Origin of the sequence: Providencia sp. 2024EL-00732 (assembly GCF_044006275.1) — a bacterium.
GTDB lineage: Bacteria > Pseudomonadota > Gammaproteobacteria > Enterobacterales > Enterobacteriaceae > Providencia > Providencia huashanensis.
This window is the reverse complement of sequence record NZ_JBIPDG010000013.1, coordinates 36,984-54,298: the sequence shown is the minus strand read 5'-3', so window position 1 is coordinate 54,298 and position 17,315 is coordinate 36,984. Positions and strand designations below refer to the sequence as shown.

Below are 17,315 nucleotides of genomic sequence, written 5' to 3'. Positions count from 1 at the left end.
GGAATACTATATGAGTATATTTAATATAAAGTGGAAACGTGGGGACTTGGCTGCCTATTTTGGCTTAATGACCAATAACTTAACTAATCTACTCACCATGATGGGCTTATTAATTTTCGTTGTTGGTATCCCATCTGAACTTGTTTATGGTCGCATTGCACCCGCTTTTGGTCTCGCCGTTTTACTTGCCAGTATTAGCTATGCTTACTTTGGCCAGCAAATGATCAAACAAACAGGGCGCAGCGATGTAACCGCTCTGCCATCAGGGCCAAGTGCACCTTCTATCTTTACCGTGACCTTCTTAGTCATTATGCCGGTGTACCAAACCACGCAGAATGCTGAGTTTGCTATCCAAATCGCATTGGTTTGGTGTTTCGTTGAATCAATGATCCTCGTTGGTGGCTCATTCTTAGGCGAAACTATCCGTAAAATGATCCCTCGTACGGTGCTGTTATCTTGTCTTTCTGGGCTTGGGCTATTATTGCTAGCAATGAACCCAATGCTGCAAGCCTTTGAAGCACCAACCGTTTCATTTATTGTTTTATTATTAATTTTCATTAACTGGTTTGGTAAAAAGCCTATCTTTGCACGTATTCCTACCGGTTTATTATTGCTTATCGCGGGAACAGTACTTGCGTGGGCTTCTGGGCTGCAAAGTGCAGAGGCAATAAAAGACTCTATGGCGTCATTCGGCTTTAACCCTCCAGGGATTCATATTGACAGCTTCTTCCAAGGCTTACCGCATGCACTTCCATATTTAGCTTCTGCGGTACCATTGGGCTTAGCAAACTATATCTTTGACCTTGAAAACATTGAAAGTGCTCACGCTGCAGGTGATGAATACAATACCCGTAAAGTTATGTTAGCTAACGGCTTATCTTCAACTGTTGGCTGCTTCATGGGTAACCCATTCCCAGTCACTGTTTATGTTGGGCATGCTGGCTGGAAAGCAATGGGGGCCAGTGTTGGTTATACGCTAGCATCAGGTATCACCATGTTTATTGTCCCATTGTTTGGTATCGGTGCATTCATGCTCGCTATCATTCCAATGACAGCTATCGTACCAATATTGGTGTTTATCGGTGTTGTCACTGCCAACCAAGTGGTACGAGAAACACCGAAGATTGAAGTGCCTGTTATCTTTATCTGTCTATTCCCATGGATTGCTAACTGGGCGCTCACTATGGTCAACAGTGTGATGGGGGCCGCAGGGACGTCAGCAAGTGCAATAGGCGTTGAAACATTACTACACAAAGGTGTTTATTATCAAGGTCTTGTACACTTAGGTAACGGTGCGCCATTGGCAAGTATGCTATGGGGTTGTATCGCTATCTTCGCTATCCTCAACCAACCACTACGTGGGGCAATTGCTGCGGCAGCTGGCGCAATATTAGTATTCTTTGGAATTATTCACTCCCCAGCAGTAGGAATTGCAACCGGTTCAACCTTGATGTTTGTTTACGCTTACCTCATGATGGCAGCTTTATTTGTACTCAAATATTTTTTAGATAGCCGTAAATCGGTGGAAGAACAACAAGCTGAACAATCTGAGAAACTCAGTAAGTCAGTGTAATCAAACCAACCTTTTATAGCCGGTGTCTACAGTACACCGGCTGTGAGCTAAATCTCTGTATCAGGAAACATTAACAATGAAAGAACTCGTGGTTGTTGCCATCGGGGGCAACAGTATTATCAAAGATAACAACAGCCAGTCTATCGAAGCTCAAGAAAAAGCCGTTCAAGAAGTGGCACTGCATATTAGTGACATGCTTGAGGGTAACTACAACATTGTTTTGACCCATGGAAATGGACCCCAAGTTGGATTAGACCTACGCCGCGCTGAAATAGCCCATGAAACAGAAGGTTTGCCGTTAACCCCCCTTGCTAACTGCGTCGCTGATACTCAAGGTGGCATTGGCTATTTAGTTCAGCAGGCACTCACTAACGTGCTAGCGAAACGTCACAATCGCCAAGCTATTACAGTTGTTACACAAGTTGAAGTCGATAAGAACGACCCTAACTTTAGCGCCCCAACCAAGCCAATTGGTGCATTTTTTACAGAACAACAGGCTAAAGAATTACAACAAGCGAACCCGAGCTGGCATTTTGTCGAAGATTCCGGTCGAGGCTATCGCCGAGTAGTCGCATCTCCAGAACCAAAACGTGTGGTTGAATCAAAAGCGATCCGTACCTTAACGGAACATGACTACGTAGTGGTTGCAGCTGGAGGCGGTGGCATTCCTGTTATTCAAAATGGCGATGGTGGCTACCAAAGCGTTGATGCAGTGATAGATAAAGACCTCTCCACGACATTACTGGCGAAAGAATTAAATGCCGATATTTTGATTATTACTACCGGTGTCGAAAAAGTCTGCATTCACTTCGGTAAACCAGAGCAAAAAGCTCTTGGTGAAACGACCACTAGCGACATGCAACGCTATATGGAAGAAGGCCATTTCCCCGCAGGCAGTATGTTACCGAAAATCGAAGCGAGCCTGTCATTTATTGCCAATGGCGGTAAACGTGTGATTATCACCACACCAGAAAAACTACCGGAAGCCTTACGAGGTGAGACGGGAACCCATATCATCCAAGGGTAAGGGTTATTTACAACGTACCATTATTTTGGAACGCTAGAGTTTCTCGTTAATGTCTCAATATCACCCCCAGATCGCAAAATAGCGATCTGGATGGTGAACTGCTGATCAAAAACTGGAAATTCGACTCTATTTCATGATCACAAGGAGTTTCTATGAAAGCAGACCAATCATCCGGCAGAAGAGAGTTCCTTTCCACTAGCGCCAAAGTCGCCGCTGCTTGTACCCTTTTTGGTACCGTATCAGGTATTGCATCCGCGCAAAATCAACCCACAATGTCATCCGATATTACTCGCATTACCGACAGCCATTATTACCTTGACGATGTATTACTCGAAACAGGCTTTAATTTCCGCGATACTACGGTGATTGGCACTAAAACCGCATTGCAAACGGTTGAAATCGATCAAGGTAAAATTGTCGCCATTTTACCGAATAAACAACATGCTAATCACCAGCTAAATGCTTATAACGCTCAAGGCAAATTGATGCTACCGGCGTTTCGCGATATGCATATCCACCTTGATAAAACCTTCTATGGCGGGCCATGGCAAGCGCCACAGTCACGTGAAGGTAAAACAATTATGGATATGATCACCCTAGAGCAGAAACTGTTACCTGAACTGCAACCCTTCACCGAAGAAAGAGCCAATGCGCTGATCACGTTGATCCAATCCCATGGATCAACCATTGCCAGAAGCCATTGTAATATCGAACCCGTTTCTGGGTTAAAAAATTTAGAAACCCTACAAAAAGTACTTAATGAACACCAACAAGATTTAACTTGTGAAATTGTCGCTTTCCCACAGCATGGGTTATTGTTGTCAAAATCAGAACCCTTAATGCGCGAAGCCATGCAAGCTGGCGCCCATTATGTGGGAGGCTTAGACCCCACTAACGTTGATGGGGCAATGGAAAAATCTCTCGATACGATGTTCCAAATCGCTCTCGATTATAATAAAGGCGTAGACATTCATTTACATGAAACCAGCCCTGCGGGTTTTGCTGCCATCGAGTATATGATCAAAACAGTGAATGAAAACCCAAGTTTGCGCGGTAAAGTAACGATTAGCCATGCCTTTGCTCTTGCAACACTGAGCCCAGAACAAGCCGAAAAAACCGCAAGGCAACTGGCGGAACAACAAATGACTATCGCCTCAACAGTACCGATAGGTACATTACATATGCCATTGAAAATATTAAATAATAATGGCGTATTTGTGATGACCGGAACAGACAGCGTTATCGACCATTGGTCACCGTTTGGGCTGGGTGATATGCTCGAAAAAGCCAACTTGTATGCTCAGTTGTATACTCGCCCAGATGAACTGGCACTGTCTCGCGCTTTAGCAATTGCGACAGGGAATATTTTGCCATTAGATACCAAAGGCCAGCAAATTTGGCCCACCAAAGGCGATGATGCTAGCTTTGTTCTCGTCGACGCATCTTGCTCAGCTGAGGCCGTTGCGCGAATTTCACCAAGGCATGCCTCTTTCCATAAAGGCAAACTCGCCTACGGCACAATGCAAAAATCGATAGCTTAATGTCAGTTCATTGAACTAGCGCCGAATGGCGCTAGCTTCAGGCTGGCTTTGCAGTATATCGGCTAACCGTGGCAAAAATTAAACCCAGTAAACCTTGATTATCTACAGTTTGTAATACTGTAATCGGTTTTGCCATTGGCTCAGGAATACCGACTCGTAAACGTAACGCATCATAATAATAGCTTTTTCCACGTAATGCCCCTTGCAGCTCAATACCCACTTGTTTTTTCTCGTAGGTTACTAGGCTTTTATCTAATAGCCATGCAACGGTTAACACATCGTGAACCCAACACCCCGCCAGCTGACGCGTAGCCCGCGAATAATCAATCCACGGGCGCATAGTATTAACAAGAAATTGGCTCAATGTGGATTGAAGTACAGAAAACTTATCGAGGTCACTCTGTACCATCTGTGTTTGTACCGTAACATCCATTGGCACTAAAGTAATATTGGCACCACTATTCAAAACCGCATGGGCCGCCTCTGGGTCTAGCCCAAAATTGGTATCTTTAATATAACCAGGGACATTAAATACCGCTCCCATAATAACAATTTCAGCCACTTTCTCTGCCATTTCAGGGAACAATTGCATGGCCATGGCGATATTGGTTAAAGGACCAATCGCAATAATAGTGACCTGATGCGGGTTCTGACACACCCGCTCACCAATACGCCACGCAGCTTCTGGTGCTGATTTAGGTAAAGCAGGCACAGGGGGAAGGTTATCCCACAAATAGTTAAGTTGCGCCCGCTGTGCGCCATTATCTAATAATTCGCGCCATGGTCCGCTAGCTTCAATTAGTGCCGATGACGCCCCGCGGTAAACAGGAATGTCCTCATTCAGCGAGTTGACTAAATGGCTGGCCACATTAAAACCAACCTCACTAGGCGTATTCCCTGAAACGGTTGTGATCATCTCTAGTTGAATTTCTGGCGCTGCTATCGCAAGTGCAAGAGCAAGCCCATCATCAACATTCGCGCCTGCAACGCCGTTTCCCGGGTCACAATCAATAATTACACGCATAAATTTCCCTGAAATAATACATTATCAGCACCCGCAGGAGTGCCCAATTTGTAGCTCAAAGTCCACCTCACAAATGGCTTCTTTATTTGGCCAGTTTTGTAGAATCTGTATCGCTTTTTCTGCTATTTTATCAACAGGTTGTCGAACAGTCGTGAGTGTAGGAACAGTATACTCCGATTGCACAGTACCATTAAAACACACCAGAGCAATGTCCTCTGGTACCCGCAGTTTTAGTTCAGCTAAGGCTTTCAAACAACCAAAAGCTTGTAACTCATTGGTTGCAAAAATGGCCTCAGGGAACCCTATTTTCTGCATTTGATAGATAGCTTGGTAACCCCAATCACGCGTATATTGCCCTGCAATAACCCATTTTTGCTGTATTTCAAGGTTGGCTTCTACCAAAGCGTTTTCCCAACCACTTAACCGGTCTTGGGTATTAAGCATTTCAATGGGCCCACAAATAATGCCAATATCTTTAAAACCATGCTCAATGAGATGGCGAGTGATTTTATAGGCTGCCAACTTTTCATTGACTTGAAGAGCACTGACGCCTTCGGTAGGGTCGACCCTATCTAACATCACACAAGGGGTACCCGAAGATTGGATCAGGTCAATGTACGGATGACGGTCAACACTGGTATAAATCAACCCTTCGACTTGGCGTAAAAGTAGGTTGTTAATCAGTTCTTTTTCACGCACACGGGAATCCCCTGCATCCCCTAATAACAAGACATGACCATGCTTGAAAGCTTCACGTTGCAATGCATGTGCAATAGAAGCCAAAAAAGGGTTAGAGATATCAGGGATCACCAACCCATAGGTTTGTGTACTGCCAGACGCCAGTGCTTTAGCGATACCATTCGGGCGATACCCCGTTTTTTTTATCGCCGCTAACACCTTCTGTTTCGTCGCCTCAGCAACAGGACGGGGACCGTTATTAATCACATAACTGACCACTGCAACAGAAGTTCCGGCTTCGCGGGCAACATCTACCCGCGTCACTTTACGATAGTTCACATCAGGCACGCAGCAATTCCTTTTTCACTTACTATTATCTTACGAAAGAATAGCAGCCACTCTGGTTTTTATATACCACCTGCGTTCACTTATATTGCATCTTCTGGCAAGTTAAGGTCACGGCCTCGCGTTTCTGGTGCAAAAAATGTGGTAACTAGACCAATACATGCCATCCCCATAAAATAAATAGCAATTGGCCACCAATGCCCAGTCCAAGATAATAACGCTGAGGCGACAAGCGGTGCTGTTCCCCCCGACAAAATAGAACCAAGCTCCTTAGCAAAGGCCATTTTTGTATAGCGATTACGTACCCCAAATAGCTCTACACCCCATGCCGCTTGCACGCCAAAAATCCCCAGAGATGCTAACCCCATTCCAACAATAATCGTTGGGATCACAACCAGCGGTTCCCGTGAATCCAGTAGCATAAAGGCGGGGACTGCATACAACATTAACAATAAGCAGAACCAGCGGTAAATAATACGGCGACCAAATCGGTCAGATAACCAGCCGGCAAAAGGGATAATGGCAAAACCGAGGATCGAGGCAATTAAAACCGCAGTTGTCGGTACCGATTTATCCACCAACAATATTTTGGTGACATAACCAATAATAAAACCTTGGGCTAGGTAAGACGGCCCATTTTCGCCAATCCGTAAGCCAACCATGGTCCAAAATGCACGCGTTCTCTGCCAAAAAGTACGGTTATCAACAGGGTGACTTACAGCATCAGACGCCAACGCTTGGCGACGCTCCTCTGCCAGTTGGGCTTTTTGCCGTTCAAATACAGGGGTTTCACGCATATGTTGGCGAATAAATAACGCTGCTAGCGCGATCAAAATACTACCAAGGAACGGAATACGCCATCCCCATGACATGAGGCTTTCTTTATCTAACTGTAAGACTATCAACCAAATCATTGAAGCCAGTAATGTTCCGCTGTTTGAACCTAGGGCAATAATCGAAGAGACTAACCCACGCCGCTTGACCGGAGCGTACTCCCCGAGCATCACAGTTCCACCAGATAGCTCAGCCCCAGCGCCAAGTCCTTGAGCAAACCGTAAAATAACCAAACAAACCGGCGCCCAAACACCAATCTGCGCGTGACTTGGAATTGCGCCAATTAGGGTTGTAGATATCCCCATCAGTGCAATGGTAATCACCATCACCATTTTTCTACCATGTTTATCACCTAGCCAGCCGAAAAATAATGCACCGATTGGGCGAGCGATAAACCCAACAGAATACGCGGCAAAACTGGATAACAGTGCCATAACCGGCGTCGCATCAGGGAAGAAAACATCACCGAAAATAATACCTGCTGCTAAACCATAGAGAGCAAAATCGGCATATTCCATGGTTGTCCCTAACCAACAGGAAAAAATCGCTCGGCGAAAATCTTTTTTCCCTTCAGGCGTATTTAACCGCTCTTGTGCGGCTTGTTGGTTAGCCTCGGTATTTAAATGTGTTGCCATAGTCATAAACCCTTGGTATTGGCGCAAAGCCTATTTGTAAAATAATCTAACTGGTATTTTTATTTACTTAAAGGATAGTCTACGCGCGTAGAATTAAGCAAACGAGGGAATGTTATTTTGTGAGCATTATCACTTGATGATAGAAATATGAAATTTATATGACTGAAAATAAAAGAAGAAATTTTGGGGGAAAACATAAAGAATCAGAAAATGTAAAATACCTCGATGTTAGTTATATTGATTACGGAAATAGAAAAGCCACTATTTATATTAAGTGGCTTTTCATCTTCATTTCACGCTCAATAGGTAATTAACAATATCGCGTAAATAGCGCCATTTCATCCAGATTTCGTCTAGAAGGGGCAAACCAGTGTATCGCTCAATTTCCGTTATCAATTCCAGCATTTCTAATGAGTCAATATGCAGATCTTCGATAATACTTGAATCCATCGTAACCTGTAATTTAATACCTGAATAAGCCCGCAGCGCATAAATAGTATTTTCTAACCATTGTTGGTGAACTTGACTCATTGTGATCCACCTTTAGTCGCCGCGTTCTGATAGCCAATAATACCATTTAGAGGTTTCATCTGTTCTTCCGTTGCAACAGCATAACGCTCTTTTTCCGCTTGGCCTCGCGTCAGTGCACCACGCTCAGTTAATGTCACTAGCGACCCCGCATTAGGGAGATGTGAGCTAGTATCCACAACGACTTTTGTTGCTTCACGTTCACCACGATAAACCTCTTTATCTGACTGATTACGAGTCAGTGCCCCATTCGCCGTTAAAGTCACTGGTTTTTGTGCATCAGGTTTTTTCAGCACCCAATGATTATTTTCATCTTTCTGGTAACGGTTAACCGTAAAATCATTTTTTGGCTGAGTGTTAATGAAAAACTCCGTTGTTTTTGGCTTCGCCTCAATGGATTTTTCCCCTGATGGCAAACGAGACTCTTCCAAAGCTTCAGTCCTAATCAAGTGAGAGCTATCCTGTGGCTCCAAAGAGGTATTATTCAACGGTGATACCTTATTAGATGCCGTAACTGGCTTTTCAATAATAGGCTGTTTTACTTCAGTATTTTCCTGGTCTTTAGCATTGTCCATATCATAATCCACATCGGGCTCTTGTACTGGCTGGCTGAATACAACACGTGTTAGTGGTTTTTTCGATGGTGGTAATGCCGAATCCTTATCATTTGTAGCCTGTGTAGGCTCCTGAAACGATGTGTTACTTACTCCAGGTTCTTGATGACTTATCTGACTAATATTTTCGCTAAATGGAGAGCCTAAGTGATAGTGATATTCTGTATTATAACTATTTGTTATCTTGGATGATGGAGCACCCATTTTTTCTGTTGGATTATACATGCCATCAATAACGTCATCCTCTGTTTTCACTGATGGTGTTGCTGATTTTACAGGCTCACTCAATGCCATTTTTATTTTTAATGGGCTAATAATTTCTATCTTTTGTTCAATATAACGAAATAAATTATTTAAATGCTGATATTTATCACCATATTTTTTCTGTTCAAGGTTACTGTACTCCTTTATAGTATTTTCGATATCCCTTCCTTTTTGTATATTTAAATCACTCACCAAAAAGCTATCCGTTGAACGGCTATTAATCACCTCGTCAGAAAAAAACGCACTAAGTTGGTGTTTAATTGCAGAGTCAACATATTTTTCTTGATAACAAATAGCTAATTTCTCCAGTGTAATATTATCCGATAAGAATTTATCTAACTGTTTATCTAAATTTCCCTGTGTTTTTTTTAGCGTAACCTCAATATTCTCATCCGTATTTAAATCTTGTATTCCATCTATTTCTTTAATTAATTTTGCGGCTGCAGAAACTAATGCTGAGGGGAGTTCTTCAGGAGCAAATAACGTTAATGTCACTAAAGCTGTTTCTGGACGAAGGTTTAACTCTTGCTGAATTGTACTGCCATGAGCACCCGCTCCTAAAACTTTCGCCACCATATTACGAGTAATGCTACTATCTGACTTAATAACTAGCTGTGTTATATTGTCTATTTGCTTCTGGTGGTTATTACGGTGTAAATCACTAACATTACCAGAAATATTAATTTCGTTCTTAATATTATTTTTAGGTAAAATACTTTCGGATTCCAATGAATGAATATTATTTAAATTAGAAGAAAATACATTACCATCTTTATTAACTAAATTATGATGGAGAGAATTAGAGATATTATGAATCCCAGAGTTATTCTGAGTACTAATCATAGTTAGTCCTTATGATAATTAATATTTTTAATTTATACCAAGAAAGATCACATACTGATAAAACCACTATTATATTGGTTTAAATCTTTTATTAATTGAACTAGCAACTGAGTTAATGTATCAAAGTGGCTATTATCTTGACGGAATGTTTCTAATAAACGTGAAACAGAGTTATTAATCACATTTTTTTGTGCGTCAATCGCTGTTTGCATACTTTGTACGCTCTGTGCAAGCAAATTTACGCCTTTACTTGCCCACCCATCACCAGAAGAATCAATATCATAGATTGATTTCATAATTTCGCGTAGTGGCTTCAGGTCTGGATAAATTCGAATAACTTTACTATCATCAGAACCTCTTGTTTCGACTTTAAATCCCTGGCCGTCCAGTTTCTTTTTCCAAAATTCAAAAACAGGCTCACTATATTTGATTTCATAGATTTTTTCGGCGCTAGTTTCTGGCTTAGACCAATCTTCATAGTATTTAATGTTTGCCGCATCAGAATCTTTAATTGACGGTTTATTTCCTCTTACTTTTTTATGGTCGGTATAAGGCTCAAAAAGCTCATCTAGCCTATTTAATAAAGCTGTTCTTTGCAGTTTTATCTTTCCACTGTCTCCTGCTTTAATATATTCGGGTATTTTACCTAATGCCGTATTCACACCTTGCATATATTTTGTGGTTGCTTTTATTATTTCACCAAATTCTTTTTGGTAACCTTTATGAATATTATCAATCATGCCACTAATGGCACCAATGTGCTTTCTACCATCTTCAATCGGGGGTAATGTATTCGATGATTTCTTTCGCATCATCGTTGCGCCACTAGGTTCAAGTTCAAACTCTTCGTTTAAGCCTAATAGTACTCTCGACGCCTTATCTCCCGATATTTTTAACTCACGCAATAACGTTTTTACTTGCTCAGTGATTTGAGCAAGTTGGTTTGATTCTACTTGGGTGCGCACTGCAGGGCTTGGTACTTCATAACCCAACTGTTGAAAATAACTGTCCACTTGCTGGTAAATATCGGCATTCGGGTCAATAAGAATACCCGACCCAATAGGCGGGAAATCCATTTCTACAAAAGGCTTAACATAGGAAACTTGAGAATTGGCTAATACAGTTGAGAATATTACCTCCATTATTAGCTCCTATTAGCCTTTTACCACAGCTTGGAATGTGCGTATATTGCCATCGCGAACATCTCTTAGCGTCTCATTCATTTTCTTCAGCAATTCACCACTTTCACTAATCGCTTTATCCGCATTTTCAGACACTTTACGCGCAGCGGATGAAATGTCTTGCTCTATCATCGCGTTAGCACTTTGGGCTTTTGCTTCTGCCTGTGATGTTGATGCCGCCATATTCCCCGCACTATCGGATAAACGAGCGCCTTGCTCTGCAACACCACGCTTTATACTCTCTTTAGTAGCAATATTATTGTGTTCGTTAAGCTGATTTTGACCATAAGCTTTCGTACTGTTGGCGGCATCTTGACCATTTTTAGCGACTAATGCTTTTTGCCCCATTGTGGCTTGATCAGTTAGTTCAATAGACAATCCATCCTTGCCTTTTAACACAGCTCCACCATTGGTTTTACCCGTTAATGCATATGCTTGACCATTTAGCTGCGATAACCTGTCACCTGCATTGATATTGTTAATACCTGATTTTAAATTCGTATTAATTGATTTACTCTGGGTATGTAGCGATTTTGCTTGGAATGCTGCCCCTGCGCCACTCACGCCTAAAGAAACACTAAAATTGATAATAGCGCCTTCCATCATTTTTTTGCCTTCTTTAATTGTGGATGCGGCTGCTGCTTCTACCATTTTGCCACTCAACACATTAAAAGCGGTGCTTATTTGACGGTCAGAAATTTTTATCTCAGAGGCAACTTTACGAATAAGTTTTGATATTTCTACAATAATGTCACTACTTATAATTCCAAGAAATTGACGAGGCTTGGCTAAATCAACTTGCCCAATTGCCTTTTGCTCTGCTTGTTCAAAAATACGTTGCAATTCATTCGCAATTTTCGGTTGTAATAGGCTTGAGATCTGCTCAATATTTTCCATTTCTTGCACATCAAGGCTTGAAAGCGCATATATTAATTGCTCTGGCTTCATCTGCTCAATTACAGGTAGATTTAATATTGGCTTTTCAGATAGTTCATTCTCAATAAGTGATGGTAAATTAGACAAGCTGATTTCCTGACTTCCTCCTACCAACGTTGATGTAGGTATCTCTTTAGAGTTAGTTATTCCTCCAGTATTGAAGATAGTTTTATTTGAAATCGCTGGTTGCATAGTAATGGCTGTCATTTTAATTACTCCTTAATTTACGCATAACGCGCTGTTTTCATCATATCGACTTTGTTTTGGCTAGATTGCTGAAGACCGTTAAGCATGGTTGTGAACATTTCATCAAACTGTTCATAATTCTTTGACATGGCTTTAATTAACTGATTTAGCAACTCAGTAATGGCTTCTATCGCCGCATTGTTTAGCATCATCCCTGCAAGCATCTCCTTCATTTTTTCCCCCATAGATGCTGCATGTAAATTGAGTCCTCCTGTTGTTGCTGCACTGGCTACGGTTAGCGCAGCACCCGAGCCTTTTGCTACGACTTCCACTTTTGCCATCGCCACACTTTGATTCTTCACTTTCTCGATTTTTTGGGCTTTATCTATTGTTTTTTCAACAGTTTTTACCGTATCTTTCACATCATCAACTTTGTCAGCTAACTTAGTGAGTTTGCTTAATTTCGCAACGCTACCTGCACCATCCGCAACAGAATCACTCACTTTTACCATTTGCCCACCAATGGAGACTAAGTCTGAGGATTTCTCAGCTTTAGCCACCACTTGGCTAATCGCTTTGGTGACATGTTTTGCCTCATCAAACTTATCCGATAACTTAGCCAACTTAGATAGTTTCACCATACTGTCTGCGCTATCAGCAACTGAATCACTTACTTTGGCAGTATTATTTGCAATATTCCCTAATGCATTCGTTAGGTTTTTAGGCATTGCTTTAATGGTATTTTTTAGCAATGTCCCCACGTTTTTCATTAATAATTTAGCGGCACTTTTCACTGTGTTAACAATGTTTTTTATCATCGACCCCATTGAAATTAATGAGACAGCTAAGAACGCTACCGCGGCAACAATCATTCCAACAATGCTGCCGATCTGCTGCGCTTTATCTTTATCAACACCAAACTCAATCAGCATATCGGTTACTACAGAAGAAATTTCAGTTGCCAGCATTTGCATTAAGCTGCCATGTCCCGTTTCCTCCAGAACAATATCTGCAACTGACATCGCAATCCCAATGGCGGCAATAGCAAGCGTCAACGGTGCAGCAGCACCAAAAGTTGCCACCGTAGCAATCACTGAAACAGCCAATAAGACATAACTGAAAATTTTACTCGCACAAGAAGCGGCTTTATTTGATTCTGCCGCTTTACGTTCAGCTTCCGCGGCCTCTTTGGCTTTTTTCTCTGAGTCTTTCCGAGAGGCTTCATTGATTTTCATCATGACCTCTTCTTGCTCTTTCATGCTACGAATAGAGTCTTCGTTCATCGCTTTTTTAAGCTGGGCCGTTAGCATGGTTAAAAGTGCTAACGTGTTCTCCCATTTATCACCATCAATGTCAGGTCTGCGTGGTGCATTTTCAAAGAACTGGTTTAGCTTATGGCTATCTTCCTGTGCAATTTCCGCCTGTTTTGTTACCGACTCAGCTGTTGCCAGTACTTGAATATTTAATAGGTTGATTTGGTGATTTAGCGTGGCTATTGATTGGTTTAACTGTTGCTTATCTGCTAATAATTTATTGCTTTGGCTGGTTAACCCTTCAATTGTCTGAGTTAAAGATTGCTTTGCCTGTGACAATTTATTCAATGCTTCAATATCTTCTGCATCGGTGGAGTTGGCTGGAGGTATGGTAATTAACTCATTGATTTCAGCTAATTGTTCCTGTGCAGTTTGTAGCTTAAGGCCAGCCTGTTCGAACTGTTCTTGTAAAGAATCAGATTGTCTGTTTAAGCTATTTAACTCCGCTCGCAGTGTTTTATCTTCTTTTTGCTGCTCCTCAAATTGGTCATGCAAGCTACTCAATGCATCGGTGTTTTTCTTAAAAGTATCTAAAAGGATATTACCTTGTTCTCTGATTGATTCAGACTCTACATTCAGTAGCTTTATTTTGTTACTCAACTCACTAATATTCCCTTCGTGCAACAATTGGCGTATTGTTGAAAAAGTTTCTATCAGTAACGACTTTGCATTAAAGCTTTTTTCTTGCTGAGGCGAATTTGCCCCTTGCGGGTTTGCTGTTTTAGCCATCGCCCGCATTTTTGGTGCATTTAATTGTGGCGAATTTTCAGCACGAGAACGTTTCATTTGTTCTGTTGAAGCTAATGCCCCGCAGGCTTCTTCTAAGACTAGAACTGATTTCGTGATATCTTCCGTCAAAGCTAACGGGTTCTCACCCTTCAGAAAAGTGTGAATATTTTTTATTCGTTCGCTATTTCCACTATTTGAAATATCAACCATTTTTATATCCTTAAGTATTAGAGCTTGGGTCCTTGGGCTCTACTGTTGCAAGATTTTTCTTTAATGCCGTTAAATAAGCCTGTGATTTGTTTTGTAAATCAACATCAGTACTGCTTTCCAATACACTTTCAAAGCAATGCAGTGCCGCACTACTTTTCTTCATCATTAAATTACACTGCCCCGCATGGAATAACGGCCTGTAGTCGTCTTTGGCAAGAACAAACGCTAAAGCATACAATTCAGTGGCCTTGTCATAACGTTTCGTTAATTGATAAACTGCAGCAAGCCCCATGACATAATCTGTATTATAAAAATCATAAATACTTAAAAAGCGGAAAAAAGTTTCAGCCTCTTTTAATTTTCCTTGCTGATAAAATTCGTAAGCATAGGAATAGATACCGTCCATTGTACTTTGTGGGATACCATGGATATCTTTATAAGTCGCACCATCCATTAGTGCTGTTGTGATATTTCCGAGCAATTCGTCCATATCAATATTTTGTGATTCTTCATATTGGGTATTATTCATTTATTTACCTTTGCATTAATATTGAATATATGATGCATTTTTACTTTTGCATCATAATTAATCAGATTTTTTTTGGCTTTAAAAAAACGATTTATTCTATGAATTATTTAATTTCATTCGAGAAAATTATAAATCAATGTCTTTCCTTCCTCATTAATTCATTCAAAGCTTCATCCACATCTATTCCCATTTGCACTAATTCGACCCTAATTAACCAAGATATAATTTGCATGATTTCCTCTAACCCATTTTCATCTATAAAACTGTCTTTCTTATATAACCGCCAAATGTTCCTTGCTAAAGGAATATCCCTAACAACTGGGACACCTTGTTGCTCAGCATATTTAATAATAGCTTTAGCTTGCATGCCTCGACTTTTTGACAGTAAAAAAGGTAATGGAGCAATATCTGAATCATAATAAATTAACATTGCAATATGAGTGGGGTTGGCCATAACAAATGTCGAATTACGGACATTAGATTTAACTTCTTCTGATAACAACTCTTGATGCAACCCTCTACGTGCACTTTTAATATGAGGGTCCCCTTCGTTATCTTTATACTCTTTTTTAACCTCTTGTTTTTCCATCTTTAAGTTTTTAATAAATAAGAAAAACTCAGTGATCATATCCACTAAAATAATCAACAGTGCAACAGACAAAAATACCACAATAAATGTAGTCGATAAACTTGCCCATTGATGGATCATCCCATCGATGACAGTACGATAAAGCATAAAAATATCGTGCCGCCAAAGATAAAAAAAGACCACTGCAGATACAATAAATACAATTAAATATAAAAATGCTTTGATCAGTTCTTTTAGTGAGTTCAAAGAAAATATTTTTTTTAAGCCCGCGATAGGATTTAATTTAGTAAAATCAAGCTTTATTGCTTCTGTTGCGAGCCTAAAACGGCTTTGTAATAATGAAATTATTGTTCCCGCTAAAAAACATGCTAGTAAAATAGGTAATAAAACACCAATAAAAATAACAAAAAACTCCCAGAGTAAAGTATCGATATTAATATTCGAGGGTGATTGTAGTATTTTCCTCATTAAAAATGCCAAGTCTTCTAAACTTGTCATTCCATCGAATACAAAAGCACTTACGACTAATACAATTGCTGCTACTGAATCTTTACTTTTATAACTTTGCCCTTTTTTAGCGGAGTCTTTAATTTTTTTGTCAGTAGGCTTCTCTGTTTTCTCTGCCATAATTTTTCACCATAGTTCTTAGCCTAATTAAAATTAATCAGCAAGAAAAACACTTTGTAATGGTGACAATGAAATCATATTTACTAATATATCTGGCACTTCATTTTGAAAATAAAGTAAGAATACAATAAATGCAATTATTGATTTTATTGCCAATGATAATGAAAACGCATTTAATTGAGGACAAAAGCGGGAGTATAAACCTAGTGCAACCTCTGTAATAAATAAAGTTACAATAATCGGCGCAGCTAAAATAACACCTTTTAATACCATGTTATTCAACCATTCCCCCAGAGGCAGACTATTAAAAGAGGAAAACCCTTGCCCCAATGGCAGCAAATGATAACTTTGTGCAAAAATTACAGAAAGTTGATACATCCCTCCTTGCGCTAAAAATACCATACAAACAATGTAACTCAAGAAAACAGCAAGTTCAGACGCTTCCGTCCCACTTGCAGGGTCAACAATACTGCTAATGGTTTCACCACGCTGAGTGTCAATTAGCTCACCAATCACACTTGCGATCATAAAAGGTAAACCTAAGATGAAAGCCAATATTAAACCGACTACGATTTCATATAAAAAAATTTCAGCTAAATTTGTTTGATCCCATTGAATATTTGCCCCTGCAAAAAATGGCCATAACCCCAATGCAATATACATAACTACACAGTTTTTGATGACCCCTCCATTTAATAGCTTATTGCTAAAAAAAGGCAAAAAGAACATCACGGGCGCTATTCGTAACCATGCTAATGCTAGTTTTATGAGTTCCTGCTGAAACAAAAAAAACAAATATGATGCCAGCGAAACTAACTCTTGGCTCATTAGAATAACCCTACCGCAGGAATCGCAATGGTAATTGCCTCTATTGTATAATTTATTACCTTATCGGCTAACCACCCGGAGATCATAAATAACGAACCAAATACAGCTAATAGCTTAACGCCAAAAGGTAGCGTTTGTTCTTGCAGTTGGGTCACGGTTTGTATTAACCCTACTAATAACCCGACAACCGTCGCAACAATGACAGGGATTGCTGATAAAACAACAATTAATAACATTGCTTTATTGCTGATATATACAATTTCATCCATATCAATATCCCA

At 40.5% G+C, this 17,315-nt stretch carries 15 protein-coding genes; 3 read left to right on the top strand and 12 right to left on the bottom strand.

Annotation, left to right across the window (positions count from 1 at the left end; genetic code table 11):
* Positions 1–10 precede the first annotated feature (10 nt).
* The 3 genes from ACHB7C_RS17375 (at position 11) to ACHB7C_RS17365 (ending at position 4,141) form a co-directional block, all read left to right on the top strand.
* A complete protein-coding gene (locus tag ACHB7C_RS17375; RefSeq protein WP_042843365.1) occupies positions 11–1,573 on the top strand; it encodes a xanthine permease in 1,563 nt (520 codons plus the stop codon).
* Between the two features lie 76 nt (positions 1,574–1,649).
* On the top strand, positions 1,650–2,600 hold the full coding sequence (locus ACHB7C_RS17370) for a carbamate kinase family protein (RefSeq protein ID WP_042843364.1): 951 nt from the start codon (positions 1,650–1,652) through the stop codon (positions 2,598–2,600).
* 152 nt (positions 2,601–2,752) lie between these two features.
* Positions 2,753–4,141, top strand: coding sequence for an amidohydrolase family protein (locus ACHB7C_RS17365; RefSeq protein WP_210831666.1), 1,389 nt, complete (start codon positions 2,753–2,755; stop codon positions 4,139–4,141).
* A gap of 37 nt (positions 4,142–4,178) precedes the next feature.
* Here ACHB7C_RS17365 and ACHB7C_RS17360 read toward each other — a convergent pair whose 3' ends face one another.
* The 12 genes from ACHB7C_RS17360 to sctS form a co-directional block, all read right to left on the bottom strand.
* On the bottom strand, positions 4,179–5,165 hold the full coding sequence (locus ACHB7C_RS17360; protein WP_395348041.1) for a nucleoside hydrolase: 987 nt from the start codon (positions 5,163–5,165) through the stop codon (positions 4,179–4,181).
* A gap of 24 nt (positions 5,166–5,189) precedes the next feature.
* Positions 5,190–6,191, bottom strand: coding sequence for a LacI family DNA-binding transcriptional regulator (locus ACHB7C_RS17355; RefSeq protein WP_094301194.1), 1,002 nt, complete (start codon positions 6,189–6,191; stop codon positions 5,190–5,192).
* 80 nt (positions 6,192–6,271) lie between these two features.
* On the bottom strand, positions 6,272–7,657 hold the full coding sequence (locus ACHB7C_RS17350) for an MFS transporter (RefSeq protein ID WP_042843359.1): 1,386 nt from the start codon (positions 7,655–7,657) through the stop codon (positions 6,272–6,274).
* Between the two features lie 288 nt (positions 7,658–7,945).
* Positions 7,946–8,188, bottom strand: coding sequence for a phosphopantetheine-binding protein (locus ACHB7C_RS17345; protein ID WP_048605503.1), 243 nt, complete (start codon positions 8,186–8,188; stop codon positions 7,946–7,948).
* Positions 8,185–9,906 (bottom strand): hypothetical protein, encoded by a 1,722-nt coding sequence (locus ACHB7C_RS17340; RefSeq protein WP_166685481.1) that lies wholly within the window; start codon positions 9,904–9,906, stop codon positions 8,185–8,187. Before ACHB7C_RS17340 ends, ACHB7C_RS17345 begins: the two co-directional genes overlap by 4 nt.
* Before the next feature lie 47 nt (positions 9,907–9,953).
* Positions 9,954–11,048: an IpaD/SipD/SspD family type III secretion system needle tip protein gene (locus tag ACHB7C_RS17335; RefSeq protein WP_129466915.1), complete on the bottom strand. Its 1,095-nt coding sequence runs from the start codon at positions 11,046–11,048 to the stop codon at positions 9,954–9,956.
* A 12-nt stretch (positions 11,049–11,060) separates the two neighbouring features.
* Positions 11,061–12,230, bottom strand: a complete 1,170-nt coding sequence (locus tag ACHB7C_RS17330) for a hypothetical protein (RefSeq protein ID WP_129466914.1) — start codon at positions 12,228–12,230, stop codon at positions 11,061–11,063.
* 17 nt (positions 12,231–12,247) lie between these two features.
* Positions 12,248–14,461 carry a type III secretion system translocon subunit SctE gene (gene sctE / locus ACHB7C_RS17325; RefSeq protein WP_395348036.1) on the bottom strand — a complete coding sequence of 738 codons (2,214 nt, stop codon included), beginning with the start codon at positions 14,459–14,461 and terminating at the stop codon, positions 12,248–12,250.
* A 10-nt stretch (positions 14,462–14,471) separates the two neighbouring features.
* Positions 14,472–14,990, bottom strand: a complete 519-nt coding sequence (gene sicA, locus ACHB7C_RS17320) for a type III secretion system translocator chaperone SicA (protein ID WP_042843355.1) — start codon at positions 14,988–14,990, stop codon at positions 14,472–14,474.
* A 133-nt stretch (positions 14,991–15,123) separates the two neighbouring features.
* Positions 15,124–16,206, bottom strand: a complete 1,083-nt coding sequence (locus tag ACHB7C_RS17315) for an EscU/YscU/HrcU family type III secretion system export apparatus switch protein (RefSeq protein ID WP_131680907.1) — start codon at positions 16,204–16,206, stop codon at positions 15,124–15,126.
* A gap of 33 nt (positions 16,207–16,239) precedes the next feature.
* On the bottom strand, positions 16,240–17,034 hold the full coding sequence (gene sctT, locus ACHB7C_RS17310; protein ID WP_071547587.1) for a type III secretion system export apparatus subunit SctT: 795 nt from the start codon (positions 17,032–17,034) through the stop codon (positions 16,240–16,242).
* On the bottom strand, positions 17,034–17,303 hold the full coding sequence (gene sctS, locus ACHB7C_RS17305) for a type III secretion system export apparatus subunit SctS (RefSeq protein WP_210831752.1): 270 nt from the start codon (positions 17,301–17,303) through the stop codon (positions 17,034–17,036). The genes sctT and sctS overlap by 1 nt, the downstream gene beginning before the upstream one ends.
* Positions 17,304–17,315: the final 12 nt, after the last annotated feature.